The organism is Peribacillus sp. YIM B13472 (genome assembly GCF_042788005.1).
In the GTDB taxonomy this organism is placed as follows: Bacteria; Bacillota; Bacilli; order Bacillales; family DSM-1321; genus Peribacillus; species Peribacillus simplex_E.
In genome coordinates this window covers 184,354-201,562 of sequence record NZ_JBHZPG010000003.1, presented here as the reverse complement: position 1 = coordinate 201,562, position 17,209 = coordinate 184,354, and the positions used below count along the sequence as shown (strand labels likewise).

Sequence of the window (17,209 nt, the reverse complement as noted above, 5' to 3'; positions counted from 1 at the left end):
TGAAAATTATAACCTGGAATTTTTGGAACACAAGGAGGTTTATCATGGATAATATGATAAAGCAATTAACTGAAATGAAAATCGGCAAAGTTCTTGAACAGGAACCGCTTGCAAATCATACAACTATGAAAATTGGGGGGCCGGCTGATTTATTCATCGTGCCGTCATCCATTGAAAATATAGAAAAAACAATGAAGGTCATCAAAGAAAATGGGATTCCATGGACGGTGATCGGCAGGGGCTCTAACCTGCTTGTCAGTGATGGCGGAATTGAAGGTGCCGTGCTTAAATTGGGTAAAGGACTTGATCATCTCGAGATAAATGGGCCGGAGATAAAAGCAGGAGCTGGGGTATCACTTGTCAGCCTGTCCGTACAAATCAGTAAAAAAGGATATGCAGGATTGGAATTTGCCAGTGGGATTCCTGGTTCCGTCGGCGGAGCAGTCTATATGAACGCTGGTGCACACGGTTCCGATATGAGTGAAATTCTCAAGAAGGCACATGTTCTTTTTGAAGATGGAACCCTAGCTTGGCTTTCGAAAGAAGAAATGGAGTTTTCTTATCGAACTTCTCTGCTTCAGAAGAAAAGACCTGGTATCGTACTGGAAGCAATTTTTCAATTGACAGAGGGTGATAAAACCGAAATCGTTGAAAGAATGCAGAATAACAAGAATTATCGTAAAGATACCCAGCCGTATAATCTTCCATGTGCCGGGAGCATATTTAGGAATCCACTTCCACACCATGCTGGTAAATTGGTCGAGAATGCAGGCCTGAAGGGACATTCTATTGGCGGAGCTCAGATTTCACCGATGCACGGGAACTTTATCGTTAACACAGGTAATGGAAGTGCAGCGGATGTTCAAGCTTTGATACAGCATGTGAAGGATACTGTGTATGATAAATTTGAAGTTGAAATGGAAACAGAAGTGGAAATTATCGGCAGAAAATAATAGGATTCAATATATCCAAATATTGTGGTATAATGTGTTACCTTTTAAAGTTTGTTAATAACCAAATATAGAGTTTGTCTTGATTTCGCACTGTCAAGAACCATCCATTTTTTCAGGAAGAGGTGAAGGGGATGGAAAAGGGGAAAATCGTTTCCATTGAGGACCGCATCCCGAAATTAAAACAATTAAGAAAAAGCAAAGCAAACAGGCGGCTTGTTCTTTTGCTTTCCCTTTTCTTCATTCTGGTTGCTTGTGTGCTATATTTCTTATCTCCGTTAAGCTATGTGAAATCCGTGCAGGTAGAGGGGAATCGTTATATTACTTCCAAACAGATCATTAAATTGAGTAAGGTGAAGAAGGATCGAAGCATCTGGAAGGTTGATACAGGGGAAGCTGCAGCCAATATCAAAAAAAATCAAGAAATAAAAAGCGTTAAGGTGACACCGATATTTCCTAATTCCATTAAAATTACAGTTTCGGAACATAACAGGATGGCATATCTGTCGAATAATGGGAAGTTTGCCCCCATTTTGGAAAACGGGTCCGTTTTAGAGGAGTTGGCAACAGGCGAAATTCCAGTATTTGCCCCTGTTTTAATTGGTTTCAAAGAGGGTAAAGCATTAAAGTTGCTTTTAGAAGAGCTGGACAAGCTTCCTGTCGAGATTCAGAATGCCATTTCAGAAATTCATTACGCTCCAACCAAAACTGATGTCTACCATATCGTCATGTATATGAACGATGGGTTTGAAGTAAATGCGACAAGCCGGACTTTATACGAGAAAATGATTCACTATCCATCAATTGTCAGCCAGTTGGATCCAAATGTAAAGGGAGTCATCGATCTGGAAGTGGGTTCTTATTTTAAGGCATATGAAGACGCTGATCAAAAGGAAGACACTAATGAGGAAAATTAATGGCAAGCGGGTGGTTTTTCCCCTGGTTTGCGTGGTGCTCGGATTCATGATAGCCTTCTCTTACAATCTGACCAAAGAAAGTGAAAGTGCAGGGAAGGACAAAGCCTGGGACCAGGAATATGAGCTCAGGCAGAAGCTGATCGAACAGGAGAAGCAGAACCGTAAACTTCAGAAGGAACTCCTTCAGAAGCAAGAAAATGTATCCCAAATAGAAAAAGACCTAGCGCAGGAAAAGCAGCTTTTTTTCAATTTGGCAAAGGATACGGAAAAATACCGTATGTTTCTCGGGAAAGTGAAAGTGAAAGGCTCAGGCCTGCAGGTGACGCTTGAAGATGGTACGGATATGGATTCAGATGCCAATGTTAATAATTACCTCGTACATGAACAGCATGTCTTCAAGGTCGTCAATGAACTATACATATCAGGTGCAGAGGCTGTTGCGATTAACGGTCAGAGGTTAAATCATGATTCATACATAATCTGTAATGGGCCTGTGATTACAATCGATGGCCATCAGCATCCTGCTCCCTTCGTCATATCTGCGATTGGGGACCCGGATGTCCTGGGTGCTTCACTGGACTTACCCGGTGGCATCAAGGAACAGCTGGTTAATGAGAATATTATCTTTACAGTGGAAAAACAAAAGAATATCATTTTTGATCCAATTATTGGAGGGTGATCAGACCGCCGGATTCGATGAAAGATTGGTGAGAAACTGGAAATGAAAAAAAAGCTTTCTTTTAGTATGGTTACGTTGATTGCTGGCTTCATGCTCGCTATTCAATTCAATTTGGTGAATCAGCCTGTCGTTTCCGATACAAGGGATATGTGGGAGCTGAAAAATGATTTATTGAAAGAACAGCAGACCCAGGCGGATTTAATAGAGGGTATAGGAAAGCTTGAGGGAAAAATAGCATCCTATGAAACAAAGAAAAATGAGAGTAAAGAAGAAGTATTGCGTGACACCCTGACCGAATTAAAGACAGATGCAGGTTTGACCGAAATTAAAGGTAATGGGGTCATCGTATCTATACAGCCTATCAAAGCAGATATCCTTCTTGGTGAGAAGGTCGAGTATATTTCACCAGTTTTGATCATTCGGCTCATTAATGAAATGTATAGGTATGGCGCTGACGAAATTTCCATTTCAGGACAAAGGTATATATCAACATCGGTTATTCGTGATATTAATGGGCAGCCGAAAATGGACGGGTATCCTCTTGTTCATTACCCAGTCGAAATACAGGCAATAACCGTTAATCCAAAGAAACTGAAGCAACGCATTGAAGGTTCCGAACTTATGGATGATTTCTTTATAGATAATTTTGAAGTGCAGATCAATGTGCCTTCCGGTGAGTTGACATTGCCGGCCTACCAAAATGCTATTAATGTGGAACATATGGAACCCATTATGGATGGGGGTGAATCGTAATGTGGCTTCCAGTTTTTGGACTGTTAATTGGAATCACCCTTGGTTTTTTGGTGGATTTTGATATTCCCCATGAATATTCAAATTATCTTTCCATTGCCGTGCTTGCTGCTTTTGATACCTTATTTGGGGGCATACGGGCTCATTTACAAAATCTTTATGATGAAGTTGTATTTGTAACAGGATTCTTCTTTAATATTGTTTTAGCCGCAGGTTTGGCTTTTCTAGGTGTACATCTTGGTGTAGACTTATATTTAGCCGCAATCTTTGTATTCGGTGTTAGGCTCTTTCAAAATATCGCCCTGATTAGAAGGATCCTAATTGAAAAATGGTCCATTTCCCGGAAAAAGCAGAAAAAAAATCTATAATTTTAAAGGGAATTAAGTTATAAATGACGAATAGTTTATGGCAGTATCTAGTTTATTAAGTATATCAGTCTCGTTGAGAAGCGAACAATAAGCATTATAAAGTGGGAAATCTACGAGTTTTGTTCGGGAAATACAAAATGAACCGCTTATCTATGAAATTCGCGAGTTGTTGTAATCAGTTCTGTTATTCTATAATGTATAAGTCTTCGATATAAAAATGTTATTCTACTAATACATGTATAAAACTGAAGGAGGTGCCATGGAATGAACAGCAACGAAATATACGTAAGTCTTGACATCGGTACATCCAGTGTAAAAGTTATCATTGGGGAAATGGTCAATGACACATTAAATATAATCGGCGTAGGAAACGTTAAATCAGAAGGGCTCAAAAAGGGTTCGATCGTCGGTATAGATGAAACCGTCCAATCCATTCAAAAGGCTATAGAGCAAGCAGAACGGATGATAGGGATGGAGATAAAAAAGGTAATCGTCGGCATAAGCGGAAATCACGTGACGCTTCAGCCGTGTCATGGGGTAGTAGCGGTATCCAGTGACAATAAAGAGATTACCGAGCATGACGTTTTCCGTGTTAGGGAAGCAGCGGAATTAATAACGATACCATCCGACAGGGAAATCATCGACGTGGTGCCGATTCACTACAAAGTTGATGAACTTGATGAAATCAGTGATCCAAGGGGCATGATAGGTGTCCGTTTGGAAATGAGAGGGATTTTAATCACAGGTCTTCGGACAATTTTACATAACACACTGCGCTGTGTGGAAAGGGCAGGGTTAGAAATAACCGATATCGCCCTTCAGCCGTTAGCCGCAGGTTCCCTTGTTTTATCCAAGGATGAAAAAGAACTTGGTGTGGCACTTGTCGATATTGGCGGTGGTTCCACGACTCTGGCAATTTTCGAACAAGGCTATTTACAATATACGTCTGTGATACCTATAGGCGGGGAAACACTTACGAAGGACCTTTCCATCGTTCTAAGGACAACGATGGAGGAAGCTGAGAAAATAAAAGTAAAGCATGGACATGCCTTTTATGATGACGCGTCTGAAGATGAAGTATTCCAAATACCGATCATCGGCAGCGATCAGCAGCAGACCTGCAACCAGTTAATGCTTTCGGATATCATTGAAGCGCGGGTGACCGAAATATTCGAGTTGATTCAAGATGATTTGAAGAGACTTGGCTTCCAGGATATACCGGGTGGTTTCGTGTTGACCGGGGGTGTCGTCAAGATGCCGGGAGTCCTGGAGCTAGCTCAATATGTGTTCCAAAACCGGGTAAGGACAGCTGAACCGAATTACATCGGTGTCAGGGAACCCCAATACACGACAGCTGTTGGTTTGATTAAACACGCATGCAAGAAAGAGAGAATGCAAAAAAACACCGCTAATAAAACTCCTGTAGCAGCTGGACAAGCTCAAGAAGATAACGACCAGCGCAGCCAGAAGGTTTCTCAGAAAAACAAAGAGACCGCGGCTAAAAAACAAGGTGAAAAAGGTGAATCTAAATTCAAAAAAATCCTGGGTTACTTTTTTGAATAACAATCATTAAGAATCGGGAATTTCGTCAAAATAGGAGGATTGTCATGTTGGAGTTTGATTCTAATCTAGAACAATTAGCAACGATAAAAGTAATAGGTGTTGGCGGCGGCGGAAACAATGCGGTAAACAGAATGATCGAGCATGGTGTACAGGGTGTTGAGTTTATTTCTGTAAATACTGACGCACAGGCTCTTAATCTATCAAAAGCAGAAATCAAAATGCAAATCGGTGGGAAGCTTACACGAGGTTTGGGAGCAGGTGCCAATCCCGAGGTAGGAAAAAAAGCTGCCGAAGAAAGCAAAGAGCAGATTGAAGAAGCGCTTAAAGGTGCCGATATGGTTTTCGTAACGGCTGGAATGGGCGGCGGTACGGGAACAGGGGCTGCTCCTGTCATAGCGGGCATTGCTAAAGATCTAGGGGCTCTTACAGTGGGTGTAGTTACACGTCCATTTACTTTCGAAGGCCGAAAACGTGCAACACAGGCACAAGGCGGCATTTCATCCATGAAGGAATCGGTTGATACACTGATCGTCATTCCGAACGACCGCCTTCTTGAAATCGTCGATAAAAGCACGCCGATGCTTGAAGCATTCCGTGAAGCCGATAATGTACTTCGCCAAGGTGTACAAGGGATTTCAGATTTAATTGCTGTTCCAGGTCTTATTAACTTGGACTTTGCCGATGTGAAGACAATCATGTCCAACAAAGGTTCCGCACTTATGGGAATCGGGATTTCCTCAGGGGAAAACCGTGCGGCGGAAGCGGCGAAAAAAGCCATTTCCAGTCCGTTGCTTGAAACATCGATTGATGGTGCCCAGGGCGTACTGATGAATATTACAGGTGGTACGAACCTAAGTCTTTTTGAAGTCCAGGAAGCGGCCGATATCGTGGCTACTGCATCCGATCAAGACGTCAACATGATTTTTGGTTCGGTTATCAATGAAAACCTTAAAGATGAAATCGTCGTTACGGTAATTGCAACAGGCTTTAACGAGGTTGAAGCTTCAATACGGCCTACTGGACGTCCAACACTCGGACAACAGCAGCAATCAAGACCTCAGACACAACAAACGCCACAATCAAACGTGAAGCGTGAAGTGAAGAGAGAAGAAGTCAATGAACAGCCTCCTGCACGTAATACCAATCAAGGTGATGAGGCCTTGGATATTCCAACCTTCCTCCGTAACCGTAATAGACGCCGTTAATACCGACGTCATATGCCGTTCCCATTTTGGGGACGGTTTTTTGTCGTTAATAAATGAATTCTTAAAAGCAATTGTGTCAATTGACCTTATAACAATGGGGCGTTTCTCGAGCTTTATCACTCGGACCGAGTGATAAATGAAATCTGCATTATTGGATCCATGATCTTGTCTGAATGTCCTGTGAGCTAGAAGACGGAATTGTGCTGGATGGAGTGCCTTGGCAGAAGGGAGTCCCCATCATTTGTTCACTTTCATTCATTAATGTAAAAAGATGAGAGAGCAATAAATTATTAAACTTTTATAACATAAATCGACAGAAGTAAAAGGGAGCAGGATAGTCTCTAAGACAGTATTGAAAATATCAATGGCTGTTTTTCTACAAAAAGGGTAAAAATGACTGAAAAACTCTTAAGTTTTCAGTACAAAAAGTGACACACTTTCTAAGGGCAGGTACGCTATACTTTTTGCTAGTGGAAGGTTTGTTAATAAAAGGAGGGGAGGGCGTTTGACTTTATATTTAGATGTGATCTGGTTGTTGAATTGGTTATTTGACTGCCTCCTTTTATATTGGACCGCAATCATTCTTAAACGAAGGGTAGCTCTTTGGCGGGTATGCATCGGCGGGTTGATTGGTTCCTTCATTATCGTATTGGCATTCACTCCTTTTTATGCAATTGCCGACCGAGTGTACATGAAGATTTTAGTATCCCTTGTCATGGTGCTGGCAACCTTTGGGTTTAATAGGTTGAAGCTTTTCATGAAATCTGTGGCGACTTTATATTTCGTGACGTTTTTATCGGGAGGAATCCTTCTGGGACTTCACTACTTATTTGAATTCCAAATCGTGTCCAAGGACCCTGGTCAATATGCAGGAATCAACCGTTTTGGCGACCCTGTCAGCTGGATATTCGTAATGATCGGGTTCCCGCTCGCATGGCAATTTTCCAAGCGAACACTTGAAGGGATGGAGATGACCAAGCTTACACATGAACAAATGGTTTCGGTCTCAGTTAAAATTTCTGACTTTGAAGGGGAATTTCATGGATTGGTGGATAGCGGCAATCAACTATATGATCCGATTACACGTTCCCCAGTAATGATCATCTCTCTTTCAGGAGGGGAAGCAGGAATTCCGGACGATATGCTAGAGCTCTTTAAAAACCCTGATAACCTGATTAGTCAGGAAATGCAGCCCGAATATTCATGGACAGGAAGAATGCGTGTCATCCCTTATAAAGTCGTGGGTCATGAACATCAGCTGTTAACCGCAATCAAACCGGATCACATTAAAATCGTTCAAGGAGAAAAAGAATTTCATGTCAAGCAGGGTCTCGTTTCGTTTACCTTTCAGCAACTCTCTCCCGACAATAGCTATCAATCTATCGTTCACCCGAAAATGTTAACCGGGATACCGGTGCAAAATGCCTCCTGAACCATCAATTCACTCTTTAATTTGACCCATAATCCGTTTATTAGAAGGGAGAATTATTTTGAAGAAATTCATTCTTCGGCTCACTTATTTTTGGTACAAACTATTGTTCAAGCTTGGATTGAAAACGGACGAAATATTTTATATAGGAGGGAGTGAGGCACTGCCGCCGCCCCTTTCGAAGGAAGAAGAGGCAATCCTGATCAATAAGTTACCCAATGGCGATGAAGCTGCACGCTCGATCTTGATTGAACGTAATTTAAGGCTGGTGGTTTATATTGCCAGGAAATTCGAAAATACTGGCATCAATATTGAGGATTTAATCAGCATTGGTACCATAGGTTTGATCAAAGCTGTGAATACATTCAATCCTGAGAAGAAAATAAAACTGGCTACATATGCTTCGAGATGCATCGAGAATGAAATATTAATGTATTTACGCAGAAATAACAAAATCCGTTCTGAAGTTTCTTTTGATGAACCCCTGAATATTGATTGGGATGGAAATGAACTTCTGTTATCCGATGTACTTGGAACGGACGATGACATTATCACGAAAGACCTTGAGGCAAACGTTGACCGTAAGCTGCTGACAAAAGCACTTACACAGTTATCCGAACGTGAAAAACAGATTATGGAACTCCGTTTTGGTCTTGCAGGCGGAGAAGAAAAAACCCAAAAGGACGTTGCCGACATGCTGGGGATTTCCCAATCTTACATTTCACGTTTGGAAAAAAGGATTATTAAGAGGCTTCGTAAAGAATTTAATAAAATGGTGTAAAAAAATAAAGTGCTTAAATGTCAATCAAATCAATACTTTGGTAGCTATATTGAAAAAAGATGGGGATTTTCTGTTCTAGCCATGTGCATATTTTTTCCTCCCGCGGAAATACTGTTTTTTGTACAGCGCTCCTGTGAGGAGGGAATAATTTTGTCTCGTAATAAGGTTGAAATCTGCGGTGTGGATACATCAAAATTACCGGTTTTAAAGAATGAAGAAATGAGAAAACTCTTTAAAGAACTGCAAGATGGCGATATTTCAGCAAGAGAGAAACTGGTAAACGGGAATCTTCGACTCGTTCTAAGCGTCATTCAACGCTTCAACAATCGGGGAGAGTATGTAGATGATCTATTTCAGGTAGGCTGTATAGGGTTGATGAAGTCGATAGATAACTTTGACCTAGGTCAAAATGTTAAGTTTTCAACGTATGCTGTTCCGATGATTATTGGAGAAATCAGAAGATATCTTCGTGACAATAATCCGATTCGGGTATCCCGTTCTTTAAGAGACATCGCTTACAAAGCTTTGCAGGTAAAAGAAAAACTCATAAGCCAGACCCTTCGTGAGCCGACAGCTGAAGAAATCGCCAAGGTGTTGGAAGTACCTCATGAAGAAATTGTTTTTGCACTAGATGCTATACAAGATCCAGTTTCACTTTTTGAACCGATTTATAATGATGGCGGGGATCCGATTTATGTACTCGACCAACTGAGTGATGAAAAAAATAAAGATAGTACCTGGATTGATGAAATAGCTATAAATGAAGGCATGAGACGGTTGAATGACCGGGAAAAAATGATCCTTCGCAAACGGTTTTTCCAAGGGAAGACGCAAATGGAGGTAGCCGAGGAAATCGGCATTTCACAAGCACAGGTCTCCCGATTGGAAAAAGCGGCAATCAAACAAATGAATAAAAATATCCAACAGTAGAAGCTGAGCATGAGAAAAAGTTAGCTGAAGCGGGTAGGGCAAAAATGTCAATACCCGCTTAACGGCTACTTATCCATAGCGGCTTTTTTATTTTGTTGAAAATCCCTTTCGGAAGGGATCGTGATCGAATGGACGTTTATTTATCGTATTCTTCATCCTTGAGCGCATCATGTCATATACATAGGAATAGGACCTTCATCTATGATGAAATTTTGAGGAGCTGAGCGATGTGACCAGGATTTCCGAATTTCAAATTAAGGATATCGTCAATATAGCGGATGGTAAGAAATTAGGTAATATGTCAGATCTTGAAATCAATACGGCCACGGGGAAAATAGAGGCCATCATCGTTTCAAATGGAACCAGATTAATGGGTTTTTTTGGCAGGGAGCAGGATATTGTGATTCCATGGCGTAAAATAAAAAAAATCGGTGCAGATGTCATACTTGTTGAGCATCAGACTGTTTTTCAAGCAGAAGTGAAAGATGAACGGTTTTAAAGGTGCGTGGCGCAAATATATGATACACTAGACTAAAAATAAAGAGGTTTATAGCATGAAAGATCCATTTGTTTTAATAAAAGATCAATATATGCTCATTGACAGCTGGAGACAAAAAAATCTCCAGCTCGTAGCGGGCTTCACCACAAAAAATGGGGGAGTCAGTACAGGTGATTTTCAAACGTTGAATACCGGTTTTCATGTCGGGGATAAACTTGAAGATGTCCAGGGAAACCGCAGGATTATAGCTGATAAGCTGATGTTTCCGCTTAATGAGTGGATAGGCGCCGAGCAGACACATGAAACGAAAATCCATAAAGTTACCAGCCGCGATGCCGGGAGAGGTGCTACGGATTATGATTCAGCTTTTAAAGCGACTGATGGATTCTATACGAAGGACCCAGATGTTCTATTGACCCTTTGCTATGCAGACTGCGTGCCCTTATACTTTCTTGCTCCGGCACATGGTATGATTGGGGTGGCACATGCCGGCTGGAAGGGTACGGTTAATGGAATTGCACGAAAAATGGTTGAGGCATGGCTGAGTGAGGGTATAAAAGCAAGTGAGATATTTGCTGTTATTGGACCGTCGATTTGTTCGAAATGCTATGTAGTTGATGATTATGTGATGGATTTAGCGCATAATTTGCTGGTAGATATTGACGAAAAGCCCTATAATTTAATCAGTGAAGGACAATATCAGTTAGACCTTAAGCAACTTAATGCATTGATTCTTCAAAAATCAGGAATTCCAAAAAGTCAGATCGAAGTTACATCATACTGTACAAGCTGTGATCATGAATTGTTTTTTTCACATCGTCGTGATAACGGGAAGACAGGCAGATTGATGAGTTTTATCGGTTGGAAGGAGGATTTAGAGTAACAGTGAAAGTAGTCGACAATTTAAAAAACATCGAAGAAAAGATAAATAGAGCATGTGAAAATAGTGGAAGGGACCGTGAAGCGATAAAGTTGATTGCAGTGACGAAATATGTTTCGGTCGAGAGAGCGAATGAAGCATTGGAAGCGGGAATACTTGATTTGGGTGAAAACCGTGACGAAGGGCTTTTGACTAAATATGAAGTGCTGAAGGACAAGCCCAACTGGCATTATATCGGTTCCATGCAAACACGCAAAGTAAAGAATGTCATCGATAAAATTTCGTATATCCATTCATTGGATCGCATTTCTTTGGCAGAAGAAATTCAAAAACGTGCAAATGAGCCGATAAACTGTTTAGTGCAGGTGAATGTTTCTGGTGAGGAATCAAAACATGGCCTGAGTCCTGAGGAGACGATGGATTTCATCAAAGGGTTATCTAAGTTTGATAAGGTGAATGTTGCAGGATTGATGACGATGGCTCCATTGACCGATGATGAACAGGTTTTGCGGGAATGCTTCCGAAAACTGAAAGGCATCCAGGTTGAAATACAAAATTTAGAGTTGGAGCATGCCCCCTGTAATGAATTGTCCATGGGGATGTCCAATGATTTCATGATTGCCATTGAGGAAGGCGCTACAATGATCAGGATTGGTACAGCACTTGTAGGCGAATAATTTTAAGGAGGTACCCTATAGATGTCGTTCGTATCAAAATTTAAATCTTATTTCGCGCTGGATGATGAGTATGAGTACAAGGATGAAGTGATGGAAGAAGAGGAGGCTGAACCAAAAGTCGTGAAGTCAGGTAAACAGCATCAGTCCGCTTCTGCAGGGAATCATGCCAATCAGAATATCGTAAGTTTGCAAAGCGTACAGAAATCTTCTAAAGTAGTATTATTGGAGCCTCGTGCTTATGCAGAAGCCCAGGAGGTAGCTGACCATTTAAAAAACAGGCGAGCTGTAGTCGTGAACCTTCAACGAATCCAGCATGACCAAGGAAAGCGAATCATTGATTTTCTAAGTGGGACTGTTTATGCAATCAGCGGGGATATCCAAAAAATCGGAACAGATATATTCTTATGTACCCCGGACAACGTCGATGTTTCCGGTAATATTACCGGCTTCGCCGCCGAAGAGGAGTACGAAGAAGCGAGGTGGTAATGGTTAATGGGTTTAGTGCTTCAGGGTTTATATTATTTAATTGAAATTTATTCAATGGCATTAATCGTTTACATATTGATGTCATGGTTCCCCAATGCAAGGGAGACATCGATTGGTCAATTTCTGGAAAAGATTTGCGAACCGTATTTAGAACCGTTCAGAAAGTTCATCCCGCCACTTGGCATGATCGATCTTTCACCTCTTGTGGCTTTGCTGGTACTTAATTTTGCCAGCGGTTATGGAATCTATTACTTACAGACTTTAATAGGATGATCAACAACTAACCTGACATGATCTTACTACACAGTCGGAAGATTCTCCGCTGTGTAGTAGCAACGCAGAGCCGTTTAATCAATTCCTTATGATCGTCCATTAATTTGATAACTAAGGAGCATTTATTCAATCATGAGTATTTATCAGCATTTCAGGCCGGAGGAAAAAGATTTTATTGACCAGGCTATGAATTGGATCGATCAGGTTAAAAATTCCTACGCTCCGAAACTATCTGATTTTCTTGATCCGCGTCAGCAGGAAATCCTTACTTCCTTATTGGGCAATGATCCGGATGCGAAACTGCAATTCAATGGCGGTGGCGATTTCGCAGAGCGAAAACGTGTGCTCATTTACCCTGATTATTACTCTCCTGAACCATCGGATTTCAATATCTCCTTATACGATATCTCCTATCCAAAAAAGTTTGTTACGCTTGAACATAGGCAAATACTTGGAACCTTGATGTCACTAGGGGTAAAACGTGAAAAATTTGGTGATATACTAGTGACGGAGGAGCATACTCAATTTATAGCTGCAGAGGAGATGGATTCATATCTCACAGGTAATCTGGAGAAAATAGGTAATGCTTCTGTTTCCATAAGACAGCTTCCGATCGAAGATATCGTCCAAGTTAAAGAAAAATGGGAAGAGCAAGTAACCACCGTCAGTTCTCTTAGGCTTGACAGTGTGCTATCGTCCGTCCTGAACATGTCCCGTCAAAAAACGCAGGCCTTGATAACGTCAGGAAAAGTAAAGGTGAATTTCAAGCAAACGGAAAACGTCTCGGAAGAATGCCGTGAAGGTGATACACTTTCCATCAGAGGTTTTGGCAGATGTAAAATAGCTTCAATCGATGGGAAAACCAAGAAGGATAAGTGGAGAATCTCGTTAGGCAGACAAAAATAATTCAATAAAAAGCAGGATTTATAAATTTATTGTCGAATATAGAGTTTTAACATACTAGAGTAGAAACCGTTCTGGAGGTGCCGTAATGCCCTTAACCCCGATAGATATACATAACAAGGAATTTAACAAAGTATTTCGTGGGTATGATGAAGATGAAGTAAATGAATTCCTCGACCAGGTCATTAAAGATTATGAACTGATTTTGAGGGAGAAGAAAGAACTTGAAGATAAACTGAACGAGACTTTTGATCGTTTGGGACATTTTACGACAATTGAGGGCACACTTAACAAGTCGATTATTGTCGCTCAGGAAGCAGCCGAAGAATTAAGGCGCAATGCCCAAAAAGAAGCGAAACTGATCATAAAGGAAGCAGAGAAAAATGCGGACAGGATCGTCAATGAGTCACTCGTGAAAGCAAGGAAAATTGCGATGGATATTGAGGATTTGAAAAAGCAATCCAAAGTATTCCGGACGCGTTTCAAAATGCTTGTCGGTGCACAGCTCGATTTGCTGGACAATGACGATTGGGATCATCTTCTGGATTATGAAGTGGATGCGACTGAAATAGAATTAAATGAGAGAGTGGAAGAGGAAATTTAAACGATTCCTTGACTTTGAACACTTTTTTCGCATATAATTTTTTAACAATACTATTCATTATGAAATTAGACGATGACAGGGAAAGTAAATTCTTCACACACTTATTTTTAGCGAGCCGGGGATGGTGAAAGCCCGGAATAAGCGAAGATATTGAAGATCACCCTTGAGTTCTGAGTTGAACCTGCTTTTGCAGTAAGTAAATGAAGCGTTTCATTCACGTTACGAATGCTCGAGAGGTTGGATTCACTTTGTGAATCTTTCTAACCAGGGTGGTACCGCGGGAAGCTAAGCTTTCTCGTCCCTTTTTTAGGGATGAGAGGGCTTTTTATTTTGGCTGGATATCAAGTCATCGGTTCGAATGAATTTATGTAAAGACGGATGGAGGATTTTATGATGGAATACAAAGATACCTTATTGATGCCTAAAACTGAATTTCCAATGCGGGGGAATTTGCCGAAACGTGAACCGGAAATCCAAGAAAAATGGAATGAAATGAACATCTATAAAAAAGTGCAAGAACAAACGGAAGGACGTCCTTTATTCATTTTGCATGATGGACCTCCGTATGCCAACGGCGATATCCATATGGGCCATGCAATGAATAAGGTTTTAAAGGATTTCATTGTCCGATTTAAATCAATGAGCGGTTTTCAAGCACCGTATGTACCTGGCTGGGATACGCATGGGCTTCCGATCGAAACGGCATTGACAAAAAAAGGCGTGAAACGGAAAGAAATGAGCGTTGCCGAATTCAGAAAGCTTTGTGAAGAGTATGCTTATGGTCAGATTAATAATCAACGTGAGCAGTTTAAGAGAATAGGGGTCCGTGGTGATTGGGATAATCCATATATCACATTAAAGCCTGAATATGAAGCCCAGCAAATCAAGGTATTTGGTGAAATGGCGAAAAAAGGCTATATTTATAAAGGGAAAAAACCTGTTTACTGGTCCCCGTCAAGTGAATCAGCTCTTGCCGAAGCAGAAATTGAATATCAAGACAAACGTTCTGCGTCCATCTATGTGGCTTTTGAAGTCACAGATGGCAAAGGTGTAATCGAAGAGGGCGTCAAAATCATCATCTGGACGACAACTCCATGGACGATTCCGGCTAATCTTGGTATTTCATTGCATCCGCAATTAAATTACGTAGTAGTGGCTGTCGAAAATGAAAAGTTCTTAATTGCTGAGGCAATGCTTGAGTCGGTTACGGAAACATTAGGCTGGGAAAACCCGTCTATCCTGAAAACAGTAAAAGGAAGCGAGTTGGACCGTGCTGTTGCCAAACATCCTCTTTATGACCGCGAATCTTTAGTGATGTTAGGTGATCACGTAACGACTGAAGCTGGAACGGGTTGTGTTCATACTGCGCCTGGCCATGGTGAAGATGACTTTATCATTGGGCAAAAATACGGCTTGGACGTACTTTGTCCTGTAGATGAAAAAGGAGTCATGACGGAAGAGGCAGGGGAATTTGCCGGATTATTTTATGATCAAGCGAATAAACCTATTACCGAAAAATTAACTGAAGCAGGCGCGTTATTGAACTTGACGTTCATTACGCACTCTTACCCACATGACTGGAGGACGAAGAAGCCAACGATCTTCCGTGCAACAGCACAATGGTTCGCGTCAATCAAAGACTTCCGCAGTGAACTTCTGGAAGCGATTGAAGAAACCAAATGGGTACCGGCTTGGGGCGAAACGCGCCTATTCAATATGGTCCGTGACCGCGGGGATTGGTGCATTTCCCGCCAACGCGCTTGGGGAGTGCCAATTCCAGTGTTATATGCAGAAAATGGCGAGCCGATCATTACGGATGAAACAATCAACCATATTTCAAATCTATTCCGTGAACACGGTTCAAACATCTGGTTTGAGCGTGAAGCGAAAGATCTTCTGCCTGATGGCTATACACATGAAGGCAGCCCGAATGGTATCTTCACGAAAGAAACGGATATCATGGACGTATGGTTCGATTCCGGTTCTTCTCATCAAGCGGTACTTGAAGAAAGAGACGACTTGCAACGGCCTGCTGACCTTTATTTAGAAGGGTCTGATCAATATCGCGGCTGGTTTAACTCATCGCTTTCAACAAGTGTTGCAGTTACAGGCAAAGCACCATATAAAGGTGTACTTAGCCACGGTTTCGCATTGGATGGCGAAGGCCGTAAAATGAGTAAGTCGATTGGGAACGTTGTACTGCCATCAAAGGTCATGAACCAACTTGGTGCAGATATCTTACGCCTTTGGGTAGCTTCGGTGGATTACCAATCGGATGTCAGGGTTTCCGATCCTATTTTAAAACAAGTTTCGGAAGTTTACCGTAAAATCCGTAATACATTCCGCTTCCTGTTAGGGAACTTGGATGGATTCAATCCAAAAACCGATAAAGTGGCAGTCCAAGAATTGCCTGAAGTCGATCGATACATGCTCGTTAAGTTGAATAAACTGATCAAACAGTCGAAGCTAAGTTATGAAAATTATGAGTTTGCTACAATTTATAATATGGTCAATAATTTCTGTACACAGGATTTAAGTTCGTTCTACCTTGATTATGCAAAAGACATTCTTTATTGTGAAGCTCCAGATGGTAAAGAGCGTTTGGCCATTCAAACGGTCCTTTACGAATCATTGGTCAGCTTAACCAAATTGGTGTCACCGATCCTCTCTCATACAGCTGATGAAGTATGGGCGTTCATTCCGGGTGTAACGGAAGAAAGTGTACAGTTGACATTGATGCCTGAAGAAATTTCCGTTGATGATGCTGAAGTCATTGAAGAAAAATGGACGGCGTTCATGGATGTCCGTGATAATGTTCTGAAAGCATTAGAAGAAGCCCGTAACCAGAAGGTTATCGGAAAATCACTGAACGCTAAAGTGATGGTATATGTTAATGAAGAAACGAAGAATCTGCTTGATGGCATCAAGGAAAGCTTTGAACAGCTGTTCATCGTATCCGAATTCGAAATCGCTGGCGATGTGGCAAGTGCCCCAGCAGAGGCGGTTAAACTTGAGGATATAGCGATCCTTGTTACAAAAGCAGAGGGTGAAACGTGTGAACGTTGCTGGAATGTTTCTAAGGAAGTAGGTCAAGTGGAAGAACATCCAACACTTTGCCCGCGTTGTGCTACAGTCGTGAAAGAGCATTACGTAAATCAATAATTCCCACATAAAAAGCCGGTCCCTTTCTAAAGGGCCGGCTTTTTGCGGGAATGAAAGCTAAAACCCCCATCGGGAATTTTACCTTTATCCAATCTTCCGATATTCTTCAGGTACAGTTAGCAGACTTCTGCTTTTCGGATTAGTCATTATTTC

At 41.4% G+C, this 17,209-nt stretch carries 18 protein-coding genes and 1 other annotated feature; all 18 genes read left to right on the top strand.

Annotation, left to right across the window (positions count from 1 at the left end):
• Positions 1-44: 44 nt before the first annotated feature.
• The 18 genes from murB (at position 45) to ileS (ending at position 17,056) form a co-directional block, all read left to right on the top strand.
• Positions 45-953, top strand: coding sequence for a UDP-N-acetylmuramate dehydrogenase (gene murB / locus ACFX4I_RS04145; RefSeq protein ID WP_377419296.1), 909 nt, complete (start codon positions 45-47; stop codon positions 951-953).
• Between the two features lie 131 nt (positions 954-1,084).
• On the top strand, positions 1,085-1,867 hold the full coding sequence (locus ACFX4I_RS04140; protein ID WP_230301171.1) for a cell division protein FtsQ/DivIB: 783 nt from the start codon (positions 1,085-1,087) through the stop codon (positions 1,865-1,867).
• Positions 1,854-2,546 carry a DUF881 domain-containing protein gene (locus ACFX4I_RS04135; protein ID WP_377419294.1) on the top strand — a complete coding sequence of 231 codons (693 nt, stop codon included), beginning with the start codon at positions 1,854-1,856 and terminating at the stop codon, positions 2,544-2,546. Before ACFX4I_RS04140 ends, ACFX4I_RS04135 begins: the two co-directional genes overlap by 14 nt.
• A gap of 42 nt (positions 2,547-2,588) precedes the next feature.
• Positions 2,589-3,299 carry a DUF881 domain-containing protein gene (locus ACFX4I_RS04130; protein ID WP_230301169.1) on the top strand — a complete coding sequence of 237 codons (711 nt, stop codon included), beginning with the start codon at positions 2,589-2,591 and terminating at the stop codon, positions 3,297-3,299.
• The gene (locus tag ACFX4I_RS04125; RefSeq protein ID WP_098371078.1) at positions 3,299-3,664 is read left to right on the top strand and encodes a small basic family protein; all 366 of its coding nucleotides are present in this window, start codon (positions 3,299-3,301) and stop codon (positions 3,662-3,664) included. The genes ACFX4I_RS04130 and ACFX4I_RS04125 overlap by 1 nt, the downstream gene beginning before the upstream one ends.
• Positions 3,665-3,928: 264 nt before the next feature.
• Positions 3,929-5,227 (top strand): cell division protein FtsA, encoded by a 1,299-nt coding sequence (gene ftsA / locus ACFX4I_RS04120; RefSeq protein ID WP_230301168.1) that lies wholly within the window; start codon positions 3,929-3,931, stop codon positions 5,225-5,227.
• Between the two features lie 44 nt (positions 5,228-5,271).
• A complete protein-coding gene (ftsZ, locus tag ACFX4I_RS04115; protein ID WP_230301167.1) occupies positions 5,272-6,432 on the top strand; it encodes a cell division protein FtsZ in 1,161 nt (386 codons plus the stop codon).
• Between the two features lie 505 nt (positions 6,433-6,937).
• Positions 6,938-7,864 carry a sigma-E processing peptidase SpoIIGA gene (gene spoIIGA / locus ACFX4I_RS04110; protein WP_377419292.1) on the top strand — a complete coding sequence of 309 codons (927 nt, stop codon included), beginning with the start codon at positions 6,938-6,940 and terminating at the stop codon, positions 7,862-7,864.
• Between the two features lie 58 nt (positions 7,865-7,922).
• Positions 7,923-8,642, top strand: a complete 720-nt coding sequence (gene sigE / locus ACFX4I_RS04105) for an RNA polymerase sporulation sigma factor SigE (protein ID WP_034313874.1) — start codon at positions 7,923-7,925, stop codon at positions 8,640-8,642.
• 150 nt (positions 8,643-8,792) lie between these two features.
• Positions 8,793-9,572, top strand: coding sequence for an RNA polymerase sporulation sigma factor SigG (gene sigG, locus ACFX4I_RS04100; protein WP_034313871.1), 780 nt, complete (start codon positions 8,793-8,795; stop codon positions 9,570-9,572).
• Between the two features lie 229 nt (positions 9,573-9,801).
• Positions 9,802-10,071, top strand: a complete 270-nt coding sequence (locus tag ACFX4I_RS04095; RefSeq protein WP_076366653.1) for a YlmC/YmxH family sporulation protein — start codon at positions 9,802-9,804, stop codon at positions 10,069-10,071.
• Between the two features lie 55 nt (positions 10,072-10,126).
• The gene (pgeF, locus tag ACFX4I_RS04090) at positions 10,127-10,954 is read left to right on the top strand and encodes a peptidoglycan editing factor PgeF (protein ID WP_377419290.1); all 828 of its coding nucleotides are present in this window, start codon (positions 10,127-10,129) and stop codon (positions 10,952-10,954) included.
• 2 nt (positions 10,955-10,956) lie between these two features.
• Positions 10,957-11,628, top strand: a complete 672-nt coding sequence (locus tag ACFX4I_RS04085) for a YggS family pyridoxal phosphate-dependent enzyme (RefSeq protein ID WP_230301164.1) — start codon at positions 10,957-10,959, stop codon at positions 11,626-11,628.
• Positions 11,629-11,649: 21 nt separating this feature from the next.
• Entirely contained in the window at positions 11,650-12,114 is a 465-nt protein-coding gene (locus tag ACFX4I_RS04080; RefSeq protein WP_230301163.1) for a cell division protein SepF, read from the top strand.
• A 6-nt stretch (positions 12,115-12,120) separates the two neighbouring features.
• The gene (locus tag ACFX4I_RS04075; protein ID WP_034313862.1) at positions 12,121-12,387 is read left to right on the top strand and encodes a YggT family protein; all 267 of its coding nucleotides are present in this window, start codon (positions 12,121-12,123) and stop codon (positions 12,385-12,387) included.
• Between the two features lie 132 nt (positions 12,388-12,519).
• On the top strand, positions 12,520-13,293 hold the full coding sequence (locus tag ACFX4I_RS04070; RefSeq protein ID WP_230301162.1) for a YlmH family RNA-binding protein: 774 nt from the start codon (positions 12,520-12,522) through the stop codon (positions 13,291-13,293).
• 85 nt (positions 13,294-13,378) lie between these two features.
• A complete protein-coding gene (locus ACFX4I_RS04065) occupies positions 13,379-13,894 on the top strand; it encodes a DivIVA domain-containing protein (protein WP_034313857.1) in 516 nt (171 codons plus the stop codon).
• A 63-nt stretch (positions 13,895-13,957) separates the two neighbouring features.
• Positions 13,958-14,200, top strand: a binding site (T-box leader).
• A gap of 87 nt (positions 14,201-14,287) precedes the next feature.
• Positions 14,288-17,056, top strand: a complete 2,769-nt coding sequence (gene ileS / locus ACFX4I_RS04060; RefSeq protein WP_230301203.1) for an isoleucine--tRNA ligase — start codon at positions 14,288-14,290, stop codon at positions 17,054-17,056.
• Positions 17,057-17,209 lie beyond the last annotated feature (153 nt).